The organism is Micromonospora sp. WMMD737 (assembly GCF_049179055.1).
Taxonomy (GTDB): Bacteria; Actinomycetota; Actinomycetes; order Mycobacteriales; family Micromonosporaceae; genus Micromonospora; species Micromonospora reichwaldensis.
Genome location: NZ_JBMHMH010000001.1, coordinates 5,151,555 through 5,169,850 on the forward strand (window position 1 = coordinate 5,151,555; position 18,296 = coordinate 5,169,850).

Consider the following 18,296-nt stretch of genomic DNA (forward strand, 5'->3'; position numbering starts at 1 on the left):
TGAGGTAGCCCCATGACGGAGAAGCCACGAGCCGCCGACCCGGGTGCGACCGGGTCGACGCCGGGTGGCTCCGCGCCCGCCGAGCAGGCCGGCGACGGGCCGCGGGTCGTCATCCGTGACAACCGCAAGATCAGCGAGACGTCCGAGCCGGCTGCCGCCGACGCCGGCTCGGACGCCCCGGCCGAGGGGCTGGTCGAGGAGTCCGAGGTCGTCGTCGACGAGATCGAGGTCGAGGCGACCGAGGTGAGCGGCCCGCCGGTGGTGGACGCTCCGGCCCAGCCGGTCGACGGCGGCCCGAGCGCGCTCGGCGCCGAACTCGAGGCGCTGCGCAAGGACCTCGACGAGCGGACCCGGGACCTCCAGCGGGTGACGGCGGAGTACGCCAACTACCGCAAGCGGGTGGACCGGGACAAGGGTCTGGTCACCGAGCAGGCGACCGGCGCGGTGCTCGCCGCGCTGCTGCCGATCCTCGACGACCTGGACCGGGCCCGCGAGCACGGCGACCTGGTCGGGCCGTTCGGCAGCGTGGCCGACCAGCTCGTCGCGGCGCTCGGCAAGTTCGGGCTCACCCCGTTCGGCGAGCAGGGCGACCCGTTCGACCCGACCCGGCACGAGGCGGTCGCCCACCAGACCTCGGCCGACGTCACCGAGCCCACCTGCGTACAGGTGATGCGTCGGGGCTACCAGGTCGGTGAGCGGCTGTTGCGGCCCGCGATGGTCGCGGTCGCCGACCCGGAGTAGTGCGGAACGACGACCGGACCGTCCCGCCCGCCCGCAGAGGGCCGGCGGGACGGTCGGTCCCCAGCTAGGGAAGGGGGTGGACCGGTGAGTTCCAAGGACTGGATCGAGAAGGACTTCTACGCCGTGCTGGGCGTGGACAAGGCCGCCACCGCCGACGACGTCAAGAAGGCGTACCGGAAACTGGCCCGGGATTCGCACCCGGACCACAACCCCGGCGACCCGAAGGCCGAGGAGCGTTTCAAGGCCGCCTCCGAGGCGTACGCCGTCCTCGGCGACGACGCCAAGCGGCGCGAGTACGACGAGCTGCGGTCGCTGTTCGGCTCGGGGGCGTTCCGGCGCGGGGCCCGTGGCGCCGGCCAGCCCGGCGGCGTGCCGTTCGACGTCTCCGACCTGTTCGGAGGCGCCGCGGGCGGGGGCGGTGACCGCCGCTTCGGCGGGGCCGGCTTCCAGGACCTGTTCAGCTCGATCTTCTCGGGCGGTGCCGGCGGTCCCGCCGGCGGGGCGGCGGCCCGTGGCCCGGCCCGGGGGCGGGACGTCGAGGCCGAGGTGGCCCTCGACTTCGAGGACGCCGTACGCGGGGTGACGCTCCCGCTGACGCTGCGCGCCCCCGGGGTGTGCGACACCTGCCACGGCAACGGGGCCAAGCCCGGCACCCAGCCGCGCACCTGCCCGGTGTGCCACGGGGCCGGGGTGACCAACCGCAACCAGGGGTCGTTCAGCTTCTCCGAGCCGTGCCGCAACTGCCAGGGCGTGGGCACCGTCGTGGACGAGAAGTGCCCCGAGTGCCAGGGCACCGGCGGGGTCACCAAGACCCGCACGCTGAACGTCCGCTTCCCGGCCGGCGTGGCGGACGGCCAGAAGATCCGGCTGACCGGGCGGGGCGAGCCCGGCGCGCGAGGTGGCCCGGCGGGCGACCTCTTCGTACACGTGAAGGTGCGGCCGGACGAACTGTTCGGTCGTACCGGCGACGACCTCACGCTGACGGTGCCGGTCACGTTCGCGGAGGCCGTGCTCGGCACGGACCTGCGGGTGCCCACCCTCGACGGCACGGTGACCCTGCGGGTGCCACCGGGCACGCCGAGCGGCCGGATCCTGCGGGCGCGGGGCAAGGGGGTGGTCCGCCGTGACGGTCAGGCGGGCGACCTGCTGGTGACCCTGGACGTGGTGGTACCCGCGAAGGTGTCCGACGAGGCGCGGGCGGCGTTGGAGGACTTCGCCGCGCAGACCCCGCCGGCCGCCCGGGAACATCTCGAGGCGCGGGTACGTCGATTCAGTTGACCCGGTGTTCAGTCGGCTCGGTGGAGTGCACGCGGAGGTGAGCGGGATGTCGGACGAGTTCGTCGGCTCGGGTGACCCTGCCTACGAGGCCAAGGTGCTGATGATCTCGGTGGCGGCGCGGATGGCGGGGATGCACCCGCAGACCCTGCGCCAGTACGACCGGTTGGGCCTGGTCCAGCCGGGACGTGCCGCCGGCGGCGGGCGCCGCTACAGCGTCCGCGACGTGGTGCTGCTGCGCGAGGTGCAGCGGCTCAGCCAGGACGACGGGATCAACCTGGCCGGGGTCAAGCGGATCATCGGGCTGGAGCGGCTGCTGGAGCAGGCGCAGCAGCGGGTGGCCCGGCTGGAGGCGGAGCTGGACGCCGCGTACCGGCGGATCGCCGAACTGGAGGCGCTGGCCCGCTTCCCCGGCAGCGACCTCGTGCCGACCAACCGCACCTCCACCGCGCTGGTGGTCTGGCGTCCCCGCCGGGGCCCCGAGCGCTGACGACACCTCCCGCGCCCGGCCGCTCTCCCACGGCCGGGCGCGGTCGTCTTTCCGCTCCCACTCGGCTGCCCTGGGCGGGTCGTTCTCTGCTGCGAGCGGCGGCCCTCGCGTGGGTTGGGTTGCGATCGTCGTTTGCGGCGGCCCTCGCGCGGCCCAGGTGCGGGCGTCCTTCCGTCCGTGCTCGACTGCCCGGCGGTGGGCGTGGTCTCCACTGCCGGTCCCGCCGGTCCGCCGCACCCGAACGCGGCACCCTTCCGGCCCCGGCCCCGGGTGCGCCGCCGTCGGTCGCTGCCGCTGCCGCTGCCGCTGCCACTCGCGTCGCTGGCGGGGCAGACCTTTCTGGCGCGTCGCGTCCGCCGTGTCGCCGAACACCGCCCCGCCTGAGCCACGGGTGGAACGCCATGGGTGTCTCCGCCCCTGGATGACACCCGTGGTGTTCCACTCGTCGCGGTCGTCGGTTCGCCAGCGGGGGAGGCACCGGATCCGTTAATCTGCGAATCAGGTCCAACCCGCTTAATCCGGACTCCAATGGCAGGGGGAGCCATGACGGAAGCCGCGCGGAAGGTTGCCCAGCAGGCGGAGGAACGGCTCGACGAGGTGGCGAAGAGCATCCGGGAGAGATTCGACCGGGTCACCGAGGGCCGCTTCACCGACAAGGTCAAGAACGGCGCGTTCGCCGACCGGGCCGACCACGGCACCGAGCAGGGACGCGACGAGGCGAGACGCCGCGAAAGGGGCGGATCGGAGCACTGACGTTCCGCCGACGTGCGGGCCGGGACCCACGGGGGGTCCCGGCCCGTTCGTCATTGGGGTGCGGGCCGGGACGCTCGTGGGCTCCGTGCGGGGGTCCTGGCCCGTTCGTCGTCGGGGGTGCGGGCCGGGACGCTCGTGGATCCCGTGCGGGGCCCCGGCCCGTTCGTCGTCGGGGGTGCGGGCCGGGACGCTCGTGGGCTCCGTGCGGGGGCCCCGGCCCGTTCGTCGTCAGAGAGTGCCTGCGTTGCTCAGGCGATGCGGCGGTTCTCCCGGACCAGGCCGCCCTCGCACCAGTCCCGGTAGACGAAGAGTTCCGGGCGGGCCAGCAGAACCCGGCTGTTGTACGCCCAGGTGCGCATGAGGTCGTCGCCGTCGCGCTCGGCCTGCTCCACGAGCTTGCGGAAGCGCCGCTTCGGGTGGGCGCGGAAGTTCGTCCGGATGCCGTCGGCGGCGTAGATGTAGAGGCAGTGCAGCGCGAACCGGCGTGCCGGGCAGGCCGGGTCCATCGCCAGGCCGAAGAGCACCGCCACCAGCCGGTCGCCGGAGACCAGCAGGTCCCAGTCCGGCGGCATCGAGGTCAGCGGTACGGAGTCCGGCTGGTAGGCCCACGCCCGCAACTCGGCGGGGGTCGGGTCGACGGGGTTGGCGAAGCCGTGGAACGTCGACTCCTGCACGCTCACCGGCCAACCTTCCGCTCTGAGCCCGCGCGGACGTCGGTCACCCGCGAGCTCTGGCTGCTGGGGCGAAACGGTAACCCGGAGCGCTGATCGGCGGTAGACCCCGCGCGGAGCAATTCGACATCCGTTGGCTGAGGGCCGACCCGACCGTACGGTCGGGTCGGCCCTCGGCCAACGTCGATCACTCCGCCACGGGTGCCGGCTGGGCCCGTTGCGCGGCGCCGCGCTGCCGCAGCCAGCGCTTGAACCACGCGAAGTCGGGCAGCCGCGCCAGCATCGGCCCGGTCACCACGGTGATCAGCACGTACGCCGTCGCGAGCGCCGCCAGTTTCGGCTCGACGCTGCCGGCTGCCACCGCGAGGCCCGCGATGACGATGGAGAACTCGCCCCGTGGCACGAGGGCCAGACCGGCGCGCCATCGACCGGGTTCGGCGATGCCGACGCGGCGGGCGGCCAGGTAGCCGGTGAGGGTCTTCGTCGCCATGGTGACGATGGCCAGCGCGAGCGCGGGCAGCAGCACCGGCGGGATGTCCCGGGGATCGGTGACCAGGCCGAAGAAGACGAAGAAGACCGCCGCGAAGAGGTCCCGCAGCGGCGTGAGCAACTCCGTGGCGTTGTGCGCCACCGGCCCGGAGAGCGCGATGCCGACCAGGAACGCCCCGACCGCCGCCGACACCTGGAGCTTCGCCGCGATGCCGGCCACCAGCAGGGTCATCCCGAGTACGCCGAGCAGCAGCGCCTCCGGGTCCTTCGCCGACATGGCGGTGGAGATGAGGTTGCCGTACCGGATGGCGACCACCAGCACCAGGAGCACGGTGCCGACCGCGACGCCGAGCGCGATGCCGCCGCCGAGCAGGCCGGTGCCCGCCAGCACGGCCGTCAGCAGGGGCAGGTAGAGCGCCATGGCCAGGTCCTCGATCACCAGGACCGAGAGGATCACCGGCGTCTCCCGGTTACCGAGGCGACCGAGGTCGGCGAGCACCTTGGCGATGACACCCGACGACGAGACCCAGGTGATGCCTGCGAGCACCAGGGCGGCGATCCAGTCCCAGCCGAGCAGCAGTGCGAACGCCGCCCCGGGCAGCGCGTTGAGCAGCCCGTCGATCAGCCCGGCGGGGGCGGCCGAGCGCAGGTTGCCGACCAGCTCGTTGGCCGAGTATTCCAGGCCCAGCATCACCAGCAGCAGGATCACGCCGATCTCGGCGCCGACCGCGAAGAACTCCTCGCTGGCGTTGAGCGGGAGCAGGCCGCCGTGCCCGAAGGCGAGCCCCGCGAGCAGGTAGAGGGGGATGGGCGAGAGGCCGATCCGGCGGCTCAGCCGGCCCAGCAGGCCGAGCAGGAAGAGCAGCGCGCCGACTTCGATGAGCAGTGTTGTCGTGTGGTGCATCCGCGCCTCAGCCGTCCGGGTCGCTGTCGGCGAGGATGGCTGTCACGCCGTCGAGGCCCTTGCGGGTCCCGACGACGACCACCACGTCACCGGCCGCGAAGCGGAAGGACGGGTCCGGCGAGGCGATCACCTCGCCGTGGCGCAGCACCGCGACGATCGAGGCGCTCGTACGGGAGCGTGCCTGCGTGTCGCCGAGCTTCCGGTTGACGTACTTCGACCCGGCCGGAATGGCGATCTGCTCGGTGAGCAGCCCGGCGGCCTGGTCGCGCAGCCCGGAGAGCTGGCCCAGCATCAGGGACGCCCCGAGGATGTCGGCGAGCGCCTCCGCCTCGTCGTCGGTCAGCGGAATGTCGTGCTGACATGAGTCGGGATCGTCCGGGTCGTACAGGACGAGGTCACGGCGGCCATTGCGGTGGGAGACGACGCCGAGGCGGCGGCCGGATTCCGTCAGCAGATCGTGACGGACCCCGATGCCAGGCAGGGCGGTCTGTTCGACACGTACGCGCACGCGGTCAGGCTACTCCCCGCCGTCACCTGCGGATCCGCTCAGGACGTGGCCTGTCGCTGAGTGATCTGTCAGTGCTTCTCCGCCACGCACGCGGACGGCTCGGCTCGCCGAAGGCCGGACCCGCGGCCGCGGAGTTCGGCCCTCGCGCGGACCCGTGTGAGTCAGCTCACGTGGCCAAGGTTGAGCGGAATAGGCTCAACTCTGGTTGTGTCCTTTCCAGTGGACACGCCGATCCCGGGGGAGCCCATGAACACGGAACGTCTCACCACCAAGAGCCGCGAGGCCATCACCGGTGCCGTCGCGCTGGCGAACCAGCGCGGCCACGCCACCGTGGAGCCCTGGCACCTGCTGCTGTCACTGCTGGACACCGACGGCTCGACCGCCGCCGGCCTGCTGCGCGCCGTCGGGGCCGACCCCGGCGAGCTGCGCCGGGCGGCCCAGCGCTCGGTCGACGCCCTGCCCGCCGCGCGGGGCTCCAGCATCGCCGAGCCGACCCTGGCCCGGGAGTTCGTCAACGCCATCGGGGCCGCCGAGCAGATCGCCCGGCCGCTCGGCGACGAGTACACCTCCACCGAGCACCTGCTCGCCGGCCTGGCCCGGGTGGGCGGCGCGGTGTCGAACGCGCTCAAGTCGGCCGGTGCCACCGAGGAGACGCTGGTCGCCGCCTTCCCGTCCGTACGCGGCGGGGACCGGCGGGTCACCAGCGCCGACCCCGAGCAGACCTACCAGGCCCTGGCCAAGTACGGGGTGGACCTGACCGCCAGCGCCCGCGACGGCAAGATCGACCCGGTCATCGGCCGGGACTCGGAGATCCGCCGGGTGATCCAGGTGCTGTCGCGGCGTACCAAGAACAACCCGGTGCTCATCGGCGAGCCGGGCGTCGGCAAGACCGCCATCGTGGAGGGCCTGGCCCAGCGGATCGTCGCCGGCGACGTGCCCGAGTCGCTGCGGAACAAGAAGCTCGTCTCGCTCGACCTCGGCGCGATGGTCGCCGGCGCGCAGTACCGCGGCCAGTTCGAGGAGCGGCTGAAGTCCGTCCTGGAGGAGATCAAGAACTCCGACGGGCAGGTCATCACCTTCCTCGACGAGTTGCACACCGTCGTCGGCGCCGGCAAGGGTGAGGGCTCGATGGACGCCGGCAACATGCTCAAGCCGATGCTGGCCCGCGGTGAGCTGCGGATGGTCGGCGCGACCACGCTTGACGAGTACCGCGAGCACATCGAGAAGGACCCGGCCCTGGAGCGGCGCTTCCAGCCGGTGCTGGTCGGCGAGCCGACGATCGAGGACACCATCGGCATCCTGCGTGGGCTCAAGGAGCGCTACGAGGTGCACCACGGCGTACGGATCACCGACGCCGCCCTGGTCGCCGCCGCCGCCCTGTCGGACCGCTACATCACCGACCGGTTCCTGCCGGACAAGGCGATCGACCTGGTCGACGAGTCCGCGTCCCGGCTCCGGATGGAGATCGACTCCCGGCCCGTCGAGGTGGACGAGATCGAGCGGGCGGTGCGCCGGCTGGAGATCGAGGAGATGGCGCTGGCCAAGGAGCCGGACGCCGCCTCCGCCGAGCGGCTGGAGCGGCTGCGCAAGGAGCTGGCCGACAAGCGCGAGCAGCTCACCGTCCTGTCGGAGCGCTGGCAGCTGGAGAAGAGCCACATCACCAAGCTCTCCACGGCCAAGGAGGAGCTGGAGCGGCTCGGCGGCGAGGCCGAGCGGGCCGAGCGCGACGGCGAGCTGGAGCGGGCCGCCGAGCTGCGCTACGGCCGGATTCCCGCCCTCAAGGCCGAGCTGGAGCAGGCCGAGGAGGAACTGGCCCGGCTCCAGGCCGAGGGCGCGATGCTCAAGGAGGAGGTCGGCGCGGACGACATCGCCGCCGTGGTCGCCTCCTGGACCGGCATCCCCGCCGGCCGGCTGCTGGAGGGCGAGACCGCCAAGCTGCTGCGGATGGAGGAGTCGCTCGGCACCCGCGTGATCGGTCAGGCCGAGGCGGTCGGCTCGGTCTCCGACGCGGTCCGCCGCGCCCGGGCCGGCGTCGCCGACCCGGACCGCCCGACCGGCAGCTTCCTCTTCCTCGGCCCGACCGGCGTCGGCAAGACCGAGCTGGCCAAGGCGCTCGCCGAGTTCCTCTTCGACGACGAGCGGGCCATGGTCCGCATCGACATGAGCGAGTACGGCGAGAAGCACTCCGTCGCCCGGCTGGTCGGCGCCCCGCCCGGCTACGTCGGCTACGAGGAGGGCGGCCAGCTCACCGAGGCGGTGCGCCGTCGGCCGTACTCGGTGATCCTGCTGGACGAGGTCGAGAAGGCCCACCCGGACGTCTTCGACATCCTGCTCCAGGTCCTCGACGACGGCCGGCTCACCGACGGGCAGGGCCGTACGGTGGACTTCCGCAACGCGATCCTGATCCTCACCTCCAACCTGGGCTCGTCGGTGATCGGCGACCTCACGCTGGCCGAGGAGCAGCGCCGGGAGGGCGTCCTGGCGGTGGTCCGCTCCCACTTCAAGCCGGAGTTCCTCAACCGCCTCGACGACATCGTGGTCTTCGCCGCGCTGCTCGGGGACGACCTGCGGGCGATCGTCGACATTCAGCTCGACCGGATGCGCAAGCGTCTCGCCGACCGACGCCTCGGCCTGGAGATCACCGAGCCGGCCCGGGTCTGGCTCGCCGAGCACGGGTACGACCCGATCTACGGCGCCCGCCCGCTGCGCCGCCTGGTCCAGACGGCCATCGGCGACCAACTCGCCAAGGCACTCCTGTCGGGCCACATCCGCGACGGCGACACCGTCAGGGTCGACCTGGCGGACACCAAGGAATCCCTGACGGTAACCCCCGCCTGACCCCACCCACCCCACCCACCCCAAGTCGATCATGAGGTTGACGGCGATTTCGATCTCCGTCACTGCCGTCAACCTCATGATCGACGGAGTCGAGCGGGGCGCGGCGGGGAAGGAGTGGGTCATGGTGGGATTCGGTAGGAAGCGCGACCGGGAAGTGGCGGCGGCGCTGGACGAGCTGCGGCAGGCCGAGACGGTGGCGTTCGGTGGGGTGGGGATCGCCGGGACGCTGCTGCCGGTGACCGAGGCGTACCGGCGGGTCGAGGCCGCGCTGGGCGACGGCTCCGAGGACCTGCGTGGACAGCTCGACCGGCTGCTCGCCGAGGGCACCCCGGCCGCGCGCGTCTACGCCGCCACGCTGCTGGAGCGCGTCGACCCGACCGCCGGGCGCGCCGCCTGGACGGCGTTGCGCGACGACCCGGCCGAGTTCGGCACCTTCACGGGCTGCGTCATGGGCCGCACCACCCTGCGCGAGTACGCCACGGACCGCCCCGACGGGCCGTAGAGCCTCCCGGAGCGGGCCCGGCGGAGGGCGGACGCCGGGCACGTGGCGTAACCGGCCTCTCACTCCCCGACCAGGCAGTTTCCCCAGGTGCGCGGGGTTGTTACCGTCTGCGCCGACGTACCTGGGGAGGTGGTCGGGTTGAGCGGAACGCTCGCGTACGTGCTGGCGGCGGTCGGCTGTCTGGTCGGAGTGGCGGGCCTGGTGGTGGCTGCGGTCGCCTGGAACCGGACGCGTTCCCGCCCGCAACAACGGGCCAAGGGGCCGGGTGACCCGCTGCGGGACCGGGACGCCGACGCGCTGCGCGGTGACCCGCGCCGGCTGAAGCCCGGCGACATCGTCGAGATCCGGGGCGTGTCGTACGCGGTGCGCGGCTCGATCCGCCTGGTCGAGGGCGGCTGGAGCTGGGCCGAGCACCTGCTCGACGACGCCGGCGGCGTGCGGCGCTGGCTCTCCGTCGAGGAGGACCCGGAGCTGGAACTGGTGCTCTGGGGAGCCGAGCAGGGCGCCACCGTGACCCCCGGCGCCCCGACCATCGACTTCGCCGGCCGCCGTTACAACTGGAACGAGTCCGGCCAGGCCCGCTTCACCGCCGTCGGCAACACCGGGCTCGACCCGACCGGCACGATGCGGTACCACGACTACCAGGCGCCGGGCGGCGCCCGGCTCTCCTTCGAGGCGTACGGCGAGGCGGGCTGGGAGGTGGCGCTCGGTGAGCTGCTGCACCGCGGCGACGTGATGATCTATCCGCAGTCCGAGGTGGGCTGATGCTCGTCACCCTCGACGCCCCGTACGTCGACACCAGCGCCGCCGACCTCAGCCTGGCGCTCGACGACGTCGAGCGGCCCGCGCTGCACGTGCGCGACCTCGACCTGCCCGACGGCGTCCGGCTGCGGCTGCGGCTGCTCGGCGCCTCGCACCAGGTGGTCCTGCACGCGCCCGGCGCCGCGCTGACCGAGACGGTCGCCTGCCTGCCCGGCCGCCCGCCCGAGCTGCCCGCTGCGGTACGGGACGAGGCGAGCGGCTACCACTTCACGGCGACCGTGCTGCGCCCCGCCGGCGCAGGGCTGAGCGAGCAGGTCGCCGCCCTCCGCGCCGACCTGGCCGACGACCCGTACGCGCTGGTGGGCGTGTTCCCCGGCGACGCGGACGCGGTGACCGCGCTGGCGGTCCGCCCCGACCCGCCGGCCGGCACCCTCGCCTGGCGCACCTGGCACGCGTATCCCCAGACCAACGAGCTGGTCCTGACCGAGACGGTGGTGGCACTGCGATGACGTACCGACGCTGGTTCGTGGTGGGGGTGGCGTTCGCCGTCATCGGCGCCCTGGTCGCCGCCTTCGCCATCTTCTACGGCAGCTTCTCCCCGCGCGGCTACGTCGAGGACAAGTACAAGCGGGCGGCGAGCCGGGACATCGGCCGCAACGCCGTCGCCTACACCTCGCCCCGGTCGCCGAGCCAGGTGGCGAAGGAGGTCACCGACGCGTGGCAGCCGGCCGACCAGTACGTCGACGGCAGCGGCGTCTACCTGCGCTACGACGACGACTCGGTGGTGATCCTGCCGATCGCCGCCGGCTCGGTGATCCTGCTGGAGCGCATGAGCACCGCCTACCCCCGCTACCACTCCACGGTCGGCTCCCACTGGGGCTGGGGCCGTGGCAGCACCGTCCGGGGCGGCGGCCCCGGCAGCGGCAAGTGACGCACCGACACCCCTCACCCTGGAGCCTCCTGTGCAGACCCTCGTCACCGATCTGCTGGTCACCCTCGCCTACGGGGCGGTCGGCGTCCTGCTGATGGGCATCGGCTACGTCCTGGTGGACCTCGCCACCCCCGGCAAGCTCAACCAGCTGATCTGGACCGAGCGCAACCGCAACGCGGCGCTGCTGCTCGCCTCGAACCTGGCCGGCGTCGGCATCATCGTGGTCGCCGCGATCGCCGCCAGCGACGACGACTTCGCGCTCGGCATCGTCGGCGCGTCCGCGTACGGGATCCTCGGCCTGGTGATCATGGCGGCGGCCTTCGTGCTGCTCGACGTCGCCACGCCGGGCAAGCTCGGCGAGATCCTGGTCGACCAGCAGCCGCACCCGGCGGTCTGGGTCTCCGCCGTCGTGCACCTCGCCACCGGTGCGATCATCGCCGCCGCCATCAGCTGATGACCGGAACGAAGACCAGCGGCCGGCGGAACGCCGCGGGCGCGAACGAGGCCAAGGGCACCTGGATCGTCTGGGTGATCGTCGGGGTGATTGTCCTGGCCTGCGTGGGCTTCAGCGTGGGCGACAACGGCGACGGGAACGACGTGCTGCCGCCGACCTCGCAGGAACGCGGCGACACCGTGCCGATCCTGCAACGCTCCAGCGTCAGCCAGGGCATCTGCTACGGCTGGGTGCTCGAGGACTACTACGGATACAAGGAACTGAGCGTCGGGTCGAACCTCGGCGACGGGGTGGCGGTCGAGGAGAACCCGGCCTGCCCGCGCTGGGTGCAGGTGGTCGCCCGGGTCGCGTACACCTCGGAGAGCAGCGAGAGCAACGACTTCGCCCGCATCACCGTGGAGACCTCCAGCGACGTCTCCACCACCGCCCGCTACCGGATGCAGAGCGGGTTGGAACGGCTCGGGCTGACCGAGGACGCCTTCGTCGACGAGCCCGGCTGGGCGGTTACCCGGGCCGCCGTCTCGCTGCCGTTGCTCGCCGCCGAGGCGGGCCTGGTGGAGCCGGCTGCGACCCCGGCGGCCGCGACGGTCGACGCGCCACCGCTGCCGGACGCCGGTAGCGACCTCTGGCGGGACCGCTGGGGCTACCTGCTCGCCGTCGCCGGCCTGCTGCTGTTCACCGCGCTGCTGTTCGCCGTCGGCTTCTGGCAGCGCGGCCGGCAGCGCCGCGAGGAGGCCCAGCGGCAGGCACAGGCGGGGGCCGGGATGCGGGACTTCAGGGTCGCCCGGCAGGCCGCCGCGCGCGACCCCAGGCGTACGCCGGAGGGCCGGTGACCGTCGACGCGCCGGCACCGCCCGCGCGGTGGCGGCTGTCCCGCGCGGCGGTGCTCGTCGCGGTCTTCGTCTGTGCCGCCTGCGGCCTGGTCTACGAGCTGGCCCTGGTGGCCCTGGGCAGCTACCTGATCGGGGACACGGTCGGTCAGGCGTCGATCGTGCTCGGCGTGATGGTGTTCGCGATGGGTGTGGGCGCGCTCGCCGCCAAGCCCCTGCAGCCCCGGTCCGCCCCCGCGTTCGCTGCGATCGAGCTGGCCCTGGCCCTGCTCGGTGGCCTCTCCGTGCTCGGCCTCTACGCGGCCTTCGCGTGGCTGGACCTCTATGGCCCGGCGCTGGTCGCCACCGCCTTCGTGCTCGGCCTGCTGATCGGCGCGGAGATCCCGCTGCTGATGGTGCTGCTGCAACGCATCCGGGAGCAGGCGGCCGGCAGCGCGGTGGCGGACCTGTTCGCCGCCGACTACGTCGGCGCGCTGCTCGGCGGGCTGGCCTTCCCGTTCCTGCTGCTGCCGGTCTTCGGCCTGCTCAAGGGCGCGCTGGTGGTCGGCGCGGTGAACGCCGTCGCGGGGCTCGCCCTCGTCTGCACGGTCTTCCGGCGGGAGCTGAGCCGCCGGTCGCGCGTCGCGCTCGGCGCCGGCAGCGTCGTGGTCTTCCTCAGCCTCGGGTACGCGTGGGTGACCGCGCACGACTTCGAGCTGACCGCCCGCCAGCAGCTCTACCGGGATCCGGTGGTGCACTCCGAGCGCAGCCGCTACCAGGAGATCGTGCTGACCCGCTCGGTCGCCGAGACCGGCCGCTCCGGCACCGACCTGCGGCTCTTCCTCAACGGCGACCTCCAGTTCAGCTCCGTCGACGAGTACCGCTACCACGAGGCGCTGGTGCATCCGGTGCTGAACGGCCCGCGCGGCGAGGTGCTGGTGCTGGGCGCCGGTGACGGTCTCGCCGTACGCGAGCTGCTGCGCTATCCGGACGTCCGGCGGATCACGGTGGTGGACCTGGACCCGGCGGTGGTGGCGCTGGCCCGCAGCGAGCCGCAGCTGCGCCGGCTCAACGGCGGGGCGCTCGACGACCCCCGGGTGCGGGTGGTGCACGCCGACGCGTTCGCCTGGCTGCGTACCGCCCCCGACCGGTTCGACGCGGTGGTGGCGGACCTGCCCGACCCCGACGAGACGGCCACCGCCAAGCTCTACACGGTCGAGTTCTACGCGCTGGTGCGGGCGGTGCTCGCCGAGGGCGGGCGGCTGGTGGTGCAGTCCGGCTCGCCGTACTTCGCGCCCCGGTCGTACTGGTCGATCGAGGCGTCGCTGCGCGAGGCGGGCTTCGCCACCACGCCGTACCACGTGGACGTGCCGTCCTTCGGCGACTGGGGTTTCCTGCTGGCGGCCCCCGGCCCGACCGCGCCCACCCTGGCCCTGCCGCCGGACGCGCCCGCGCTGCGCTTCCTCGACGCGGCGACGCTCTCCGCCGCCGGGTCCTTCCCCGCCGACCGGAGCCGGGTGGACGTGCCGGCCTCCACCCTGCTCCAGCCCCACGTGCTGGAGTACGCCCGCGCGGAGTGGCGCGGCTACTGAGGCGTCGCCCTCCCGTCGCCCGTCGTACGGCGGGTCGATGCCCGTCTGACGTGCCGGACTGGCCCGACCTGGATACGGTGTGACCGCGATCTAGGGAAGGAGAATCATGGTCGATTCCCACAACACGCCGGCCCGCACCCGGCCGGGTGTGGTGACCATATCCACGTATCTGCTGTGGCTGTTCGCGCTCACCCAGCTGATCGGCCTCATCATCACGCTCTCCACCGTCGGCACCATCTCGGAGGTGCTCGACGAGGCGTACCGGGGCACCGACGCCAACGGCACGCAGAACCTGGCCGACATCACCACGATGATCACCATCGGTGGCGCTGTCTTCGTGCTCCTGCTCGCGGTCGTGCTGGCCGTGCTCGGTGTGTTCAACAACCGGGGCAGCAACGGCTCGCGGATCACCACCTGGGTGATCGGCGGCATCATGGTCTGCTGCACGGGCGGCGGACTGGTCAGCGGAGTGGGCGGCGGCATGGGCACCGGTCAGACGACCGGCGACGCGCCGAGCCCGGAGGAGATCCAGCGCCGCCTCGACGAGGCGCTGCCCGGCTGGTTCACCCCGGTCACCACGCTGCTCAGCGTGCTCGGGCTGCTCGCGCTGCTCGCCGCGCTGATCCTGCTGGCGCTGCCGAAGGCCAACGAGTTCTTCCGCAAGCCGAAGCAGGGCTGGGAGCCGCCGGTCCCGGGTGCGGCCTACCCGCAGTCCGGTGGCCAGCCCGGCTACCCGCAGTCCGGCCAGCCCGGCTACCCGCCCACGCCGGGGTACCCGCCGACGCCCGGCCAGCCGCAGGCGTCCGACCAGCCGGGCTACCCGCCGGCCCCGGGCGACCAGCCGCCGTCCACCCCGTACGGCGGGGACCAGCCGGGGCCGAACCCGGGTGGTGAGCAGCCCGGCTCGGACCGTCCCGGACCGACCCCGCCGCCGGTGAGTTGACCGGTCGATAACAGCGACGCCGACGGTCCCTCCGAGTAGGTTGCAACCCGACGCCTACCGGAGGGACTCGTCGTGTCGCACCCCGATCGGGCACCGGCCCGCCGCCCGGCCGTCGTCACGGCGGCCGTGGCGCTGCTGGCGCTGATGGCGGTCGCCGCCCTCGCGTACGCCGCCGCCGGTGTGGCGACCCGGGGCGGCACCGTCGACCGGTTCCGCGCCGCCGCGGCGGACACCTCGGCACTCCCGGACCAGGTCGACGGGACGGCCACCCTGCTGGGCGTGTCCACCGTGCTGACGGCGGTGGTGAGCCTGCTCGCGGGGCTGCTCCTCGCCGGTCTCGCCCTCGGCCTGCGGGCCGGCCGGGACGGCGCCCGCACCGCGACCTGGGTGGTCTCGGGGCTGGGGCTGGTCGCCGGGTGCTGCGGGCTCGCGCTGCTGGTCGGGCAGCGCGCCACTCCGCTCGGGTCGGGCGAGGACGAGCGGCCGACGGCGGAACTCCTCGGCCTCCTCGCCGACGCCTACCCGTCCTGGTGGATTCCGCTGGGCGCAGGACTTTCCGTCGGCCAGGTGCTCGGTTACCTTGTGGTAGCCGTGCTGCTGGCACTGCCGGCGGCGGGCGCCTGGTTCCGCCCGCGGCCCGCGCCGTCCGCCCCGCACCACCCTCCGGCGTCGCCCGCGCCGCCACCCGTCCAGCCCCCGCACCAGCCGCCCGGGGCGCCGCCCGCGCCCCCGTACCCGCCGAGTGAGGACCGCCCGTGACGCTCGACCAGCCGGCCAGCGACCGGCAGGCCCTGATCACCGGAGCGACCGCCGGCATCGGTGCCGCCTTCGCCCGCCGGCTGGCCGCCGACGGTTGGCACCTGGTGCTGGTGGCCCGGGACGCGGACCGGCTGGCGGCGACGGCCGCCGAGCTGACCGGGCGGCACGGCCGGGAGGTCGAGACGATCCCGGCCGACCTGTCCACCGACGACGGTTGCGCGACGGTGGAGCGGCGGCTGGTCGAGGGCCCGCCTATCGAGTTGCTTGTCAACAACGCCGGGATCAGCCTGAACACCCCGTTCCTGCGCTCGTCCGTCGAGGACGAGGCGCGGCTGCTGCGGCTCAACGTGCACGCCGTGCTGCGGCTGACCCTCGCGGCCCTGCGTCCGATGACCGAACGGCGGCGTGGGGCAGTGATAAATGTCTCTTCGGTGGCGGGGTTCGGCGTGGTCATGCCGGGGTCGACATACTCCGCCAGCAAGGCGTGGGTCACCAACTTCAGCGAGTCCGTCGGCCAGTCCGCCCGGCCCTTCGGCGTGCGCGTGATGGCGCTCTGCCCCGGCTACACGCGTACGGAGTTCCACGAGCGCGCCGGCATCAACATGTCCAAGACGCCGGAGTGGATGTGGCTGCGGGCCGACGACGTGGTCGACGAAGCCCTGCGTGACCTGCGGAAAGGCAAGCTGGTCAGCGTTCCCGCGTGGAAGTACAAGCTCGCCGTGGTGGGGCTGCGGCACGCGCCCCGGCGGCTGCTGGAGGCGGTGTCCCGGGACACCCGCGGCCGGATCGGCCGCGACGGCGGCTGAGCGGCGGGTCGGGGGCGACTCGCCCCGTCGACCTCCGTCGATCGTCCGATATGTCCGGCTGAACGGTCGCTCAGCGTAGCCGGCCATCGCCACCCGCCGGTCGTCCCCAGGGCTGATCCCGGTGGACCCCGCACACGACTCCCAGACTTGAGCAGTACCCTCTATCGGCATGGGGGACCACGACGACCTGCGTAAATTCATCACTGACCTGGCGGTGGTCCACGGCCGGGTGGTGCTCTCCTCGGGCCGCGAGGCCGACTGGTACGTCGATCTACGTCGCGTCACGCTCCATCACCAGGCCGCTCCGTTGGTGGGGCGCGTGATGCGTGACCTGACGGCCGACTGGGAGTACGACGCGGTGGGCGGGCTGACCCTTGGCGCCGACCCGGTGGCGCTGTCGATGGTGCACGCCGCGTCCGGGACCGACCGTCCGGTGGACGCGTTCGTGGTCCGCAAGGCGGGTAAGACGCACGGTCTCCAGCGTCGGATCGAAGGGCCGGACGTGGCCGGCCGGCGGGTGTTGGCGGTGGAGGACACTTCCACTACCGGGGGAAGTGTGTTGACGGCGGTCGAGGCCCTTCGCGAGGTCGGGGCCGAGATCGTGGGTGTGGCGGTTATTGTTGATCGAGGCGCCGGCGACGCGGTGCGAGCCGCCGGATTGCCGTATCGAGCGGCCTATACGTTGGCTGACCTCGGCCTTGTGGCGTAAAAGTCTGCCGATTCGGATCCGCCGATATGCAGGCGGATCGATGCTGCTGGTGGAAGGATGGAATACGTGGGAACTGCGTTGGCCGAAATGACTATGCCTCAGATCTCGCCGCTTGCCGGCGAGCCGATCGAACGTGCCGATGCCGAGCGTCTGGCGGGGGTCCTCAAGGCCCTCGCCGACCCTGCTCGACTTCGGCTGCTCAGCCTGATCCAGTCGGCGCCCGAGGGCGAGGCGTGCGTGTGCGACCTGACCGCACCCCTCGGCCTCTCGCAGCCGACGGTCAGTCACCACCTGCGTATCCTCACCGAGGCCGGCTTGCTGGAGCGGGAGAAGCGCGGTGTCTGGGCGTACTACCGGCTGGTGCCGACGGCGATCGCCACGATCGCCGATCTGCTGACCCCGCCGCGTAAGCGCGCCACCAAGAAGGCGCGCTGACCTTCACCGTTCGTCCGGTGCCATCCCCCACCGGGGGCGGCACCGGACGGCCGGTCGGTCAGTGCTTGCCGTAGTGCTCGCGGGTCTCCCGGATCGCCTCCTCGGCGGCGGCGCGTTCCTGCGCGGTGGTACCACGCTTGGCGGCCATCCGCGCCCGCAGCAGCTCGACGGCGATCGGGACCACCGAGATCAACACGATGGCGATCAGGATCATCTCGATGTTCGCCTTGACGAACGGGATCTGGCCGAGGAAGTAGCCGAGCACCGTCACGCCCGTGCCCCAGAGCACGCCGCCGATCACGTTGTAGATCACGAACGTGCGGTAGTTCATCCGGCTGACCCCGGCCACGATCGGCGTGAACGTCCGCACGATCGGCACGAAGCGGGCCAGCACGATGGAGCGCGCGCCGTACTTCTCGAAGAAGTCGTGCGCCTTCAGCACGTTCTCCTGCTTGAACAGCTTCGAGTTCGGCCGGCGGAACAGCGCCGGGCCGACCTTGCGGCCGAACGCGTACCCGACCTGGTCGCCGGCGATCGCCGCGATGGTGATGAGCAGGCAGACCAGCCACAGCGGGTAGGTGATGTACTTCCCGTCCGCGGTGAGCAGCCCCGCGGTGAACAGCAGCGAGTCTCCCGGCAGGAAGAACCCGATCAGCAGGCCGGACTCGGCGAAGACGATCACCAGGATGCCGATCAGCCCGAACGTCGAGATCAACACCTCTGGATCGAGCCAGCTCGGCCCCAGGGCCAGGGTGGTGGTGGGCGTCGGCACGAGGCGACCTCCGATGTATGCCGGTCGGTGACGGAACGTCCGTAGTCTAGGTGGCTGCCGGCCTGCCTGGTGCTCGACGTCACAGCGCGCGAGGCGGTGCCACCCCGGCCGGGCAGGCACATCCGGCACCGGGCCCCCCGCCCCGCCGCGCCG

General features: G+C 72.7%; 21 protein-coding genes. 17 read left to right on the forward strand and 4 right to left on the reverse strand.

Annotated features, from left to right (window positions below):
* Window positions 1-12: 12 nt before the first annotated feature.
* The 4 genes from grpE to ACN27A_RS22740 all read left to right on the forward strand — a co-directional run bounded on the left by grpE (window position 13) and on the right by ACN27A_RS22740 (window position 3,259).
* Window positions 13-741, forward strand: coding sequence for a nucleotide exchange factor GrpE (gene grpE / locus ACN27A_RS22725; protein WP_421456702.1), 729 nt, complete (start codon window positions 13-15; stop codon window positions 739-741).
* A gap of 84 nt (window positions 742-825) precedes the next feature.
* On the forward strand, window positions 826-2,019 hold the full coding sequence (gene dnaJ, locus ACN27A_RS22730) for a molecular chaperone DnaJ (protein WP_421456704.1): 1,194 nt from the start codon (window positions 826-828) through the stop codon (window positions 2,017-2,019).
* Between the two features lie 46 nt (window positions 2,020-2,065).
* Window positions 2,066-2,506, forward strand: a complete 441-nt coding sequence (locus ACN27A_RS22735) for a heat shock protein transcriptional repressor HspR (RefSeq protein WP_121399143.1) — start codon at window positions 2,066-2,068, stop codon at window positions 2,504-2,506.
* A gap of 543 nt (window positions 2,507-3,049) precedes the next feature.
* The gene (locus ACN27A_RS22740; protein ID WP_421456707.1) at window positions 3,050-3,259 is read left to right on the forward strand and encodes a hypothetical protein; all 210 of its coding nucleotides are present in this window, start codon (window positions 3,050-3,052) and stop codon (window positions 3,257-3,259) included.
* 248 nt (window positions 3,260-3,507) lie between these two features.
* On the opposite strand, the gene ACN27A_RS22745 is transcribed toward ACN27A_RS22740, so the two are convergent.
* From ACN27A_RS22745 to ACN27A_RS22755, 3 genes are all read right to left on the reverse strand, one after another.
* Complete coding sequence (locus tag ACN27A_RS22745; protein WP_132235242.1) at window positions 3,508-3,939, reverse strand: hypothetical protein; 432 nt, start codon at window positions 3,937-3,939, stop codon at window positions 3,508-3,510.
* 178 nt (window positions 3,940-4,117) lie between these two features.
* Window positions 4,118-5,323 (reverse strand): cation:proton antiporter, encoded by a 1,206-nt coding sequence (locus ACN27A_RS22750; protein ID WP_421456709.1) that lies wholly within the window; start codon window positions 5,321-5,323, stop codon window positions 4,118-4,120.
* A 7-nt stretch (window positions 5,324-5,330) separates the two neighbouring features.
* A complete protein-coding gene (locus tag ACN27A_RS22755) occupies window positions 5,331-5,831 on the reverse strand; it encodes a cation:proton antiporter regulatory subunit (RefSeq protein ID WP_121397280.1) in 501 nt (166 codons plus the stop codon).
* Window positions 5,832-6,077: 246 nt separating this feature from the next.
* On the opposite strand from ACN27A_RS22755, the gene clpB reads away from it, so the two are divergent.
* From clpB to ACN27A_RS22820, 13 genes are all read left to right on the forward strand, one after another.
* Window positions 6,078-8,669, forward strand: coding sequence for an ATP-dependent chaperone ClpB (gene clpB / locus ACN27A_RS22760; RefSeq protein ID WP_421456711.1), 2,592 nt, complete (start codon window positions 6,078-6,080; stop codon window positions 8,667-8,669).
* Window positions 8,670-8,745: 76 nt separating this feature from the next.
* Window positions 8,746-9,171 carry a hypothetical protein gene (locus ACN27A_RS22765; protein ID WP_421456713.1) on the forward strand — a complete coding sequence of 142 codons (426 nt, stop codon included), beginning with the start codon at window positions 8,746-8,748 and terminating at the stop codon, window positions 9,169-9,171.
* 138 nt (window positions 9,172-9,309) lie between these two features.
* A complete protein-coding gene (locus ACN27A_RS22770; RefSeq protein WP_357580592.1) occupies window positions 9,310-9,936 on the forward strand; it encodes a DUF4178 domain-containing protein in 627 nt (208 codons plus the stop codon).
* Complete coding sequence (locus ACN27A_RS22775; protein WP_421456715.1) at window positions 9,936-10,442, forward strand: DUF2617 family protein; 507 nt, start codon at window positions 9,936-9,938, stop codon at window positions 10,440-10,442. The genes ACN27A_RS22770 and ACN27A_RS22775 overlap by 1 nt, the downstream gene beginning before the upstream one ends.
* Window positions 10,439-10,864 (forward strand): DUF4247 domain-containing protein, encoded by a 426-nt coding sequence (locus ACN27A_RS22780; RefSeq protein WP_151457283.1) that lies wholly within the window; start codon window positions 10,439-10,441, stop codon window positions 10,862-10,864. Before ACN27A_RS22775 ends, ACN27A_RS22780 begins: the two co-directional genes overlap by 4 nt.
* 31 nt (window positions 10,865-10,895) lie before the next feature.
* Window positions 10,896-11,318, forward strand: coding sequence for a DUF350 domain-containing protein (locus ACN27A_RS22785; RefSeq protein WP_101413564.1), 423 nt, complete (start codon window positions 10,896-10,898; stop codon window positions 11,316-11,318).
* Window positions 11,318-12,151: a hypothetical protein gene (locus ACN27A_RS22790; RefSeq protein WP_421456717.1), complete on the forward strand. Its 834-nt coding sequence runs from the start codon at window positions 11,318-11,320 to the stop codon at window positions 12,149-12,151. Before ACN27A_RS22785 ends, ACN27A_RS22790 begins: the two co-directional genes overlap by 1 nt.
* The gene (locus ACN27A_RS22795; RefSeq protein ID WP_421456719.1) at window positions 12,148-13,719 is read left to right on the forward strand and encodes a polyamine aminopropyltransferase; all 1,572 of its coding nucleotides are present in this window, start codon (window positions 12,148-12,150) and stop codon (window positions 13,717-13,719) included. Before ACN27A_RS22790 ends, ACN27A_RS22795 begins: the two co-directional genes overlap by 4 nt.
* A gap of 106 nt (window positions 13,720-13,825) precedes the next feature.
* Entirely contained in the window at window positions 13,826-14,662 is an 837-nt protein-coding gene (locus ACN27A_RS22800; RefSeq protein ID WP_421456721.1) for a hypothetical protein, read from the forward strand.
* Between the two features lie 72 nt (window positions 14,663-14,734).
* Window positions 14,735-15,421, forward strand: a complete 687-nt coding sequence (locus ACN27A_RS22805) for a hypothetical protein (RefSeq protein WP_421456722.1) — start codon at window positions 14,735-14,737, stop codon at window positions 15,419-15,421.
* Window positions 15,418-16,227, forward strand: a complete 810-nt coding sequence (locus tag ACN27A_RS22810; RefSeq protein ID WP_421456724.1) for an SDR family NAD(P)-dependent oxidoreductase — start codon at window positions 15,418-15,420, stop codon at window positions 16,225-16,227. The genes ACN27A_RS22805 and ACN27A_RS22810 overlap by 4 nt, the downstream gene beginning before the upstream one ends.
* Window positions 16,228-16,396: 169 nt before the next feature.
* A complete protein-coding gene (locus ACN27A_RS22815; RefSeq protein ID WP_121397268.1) occupies window positions 16,397-16,936 on the forward strand; it encodes an orotate phosphoribosyltransferase in 540 nt (179 codons plus the stop codon).
* Between the two features lie 57 nt (window positions 16,937-16,993).
* Window positions 16,994-17,371 (forward strand): ArsR/SmtB family transcription factor, encoded by a 378-nt coding sequence (locus ACN27A_RS22820; protein ID WP_007073957.1) that lies wholly within the window; start codon window positions 16,994-16,996, stop codon window positions 17,369-17,371.
* A 58-nt stretch (window positions 17,372-17,429) separates the two neighbouring features.
* On the opposite strand, the gene ACN27A_RS22825 is transcribed toward ACN27A_RS22820, so the two are convergent.
* On the reverse strand, window positions 17,430-18,143 hold the full coding sequence (locus ACN27A_RS22825) for a DedA family protein (protein ID WP_421456726.1): 714 nt from the start codon (window positions 18,141-18,143) through the stop codon (window positions 17,430-17,432).
* Between the last annotated feature and the right edge of the window lie 153 nt (window positions 18,144-18,296).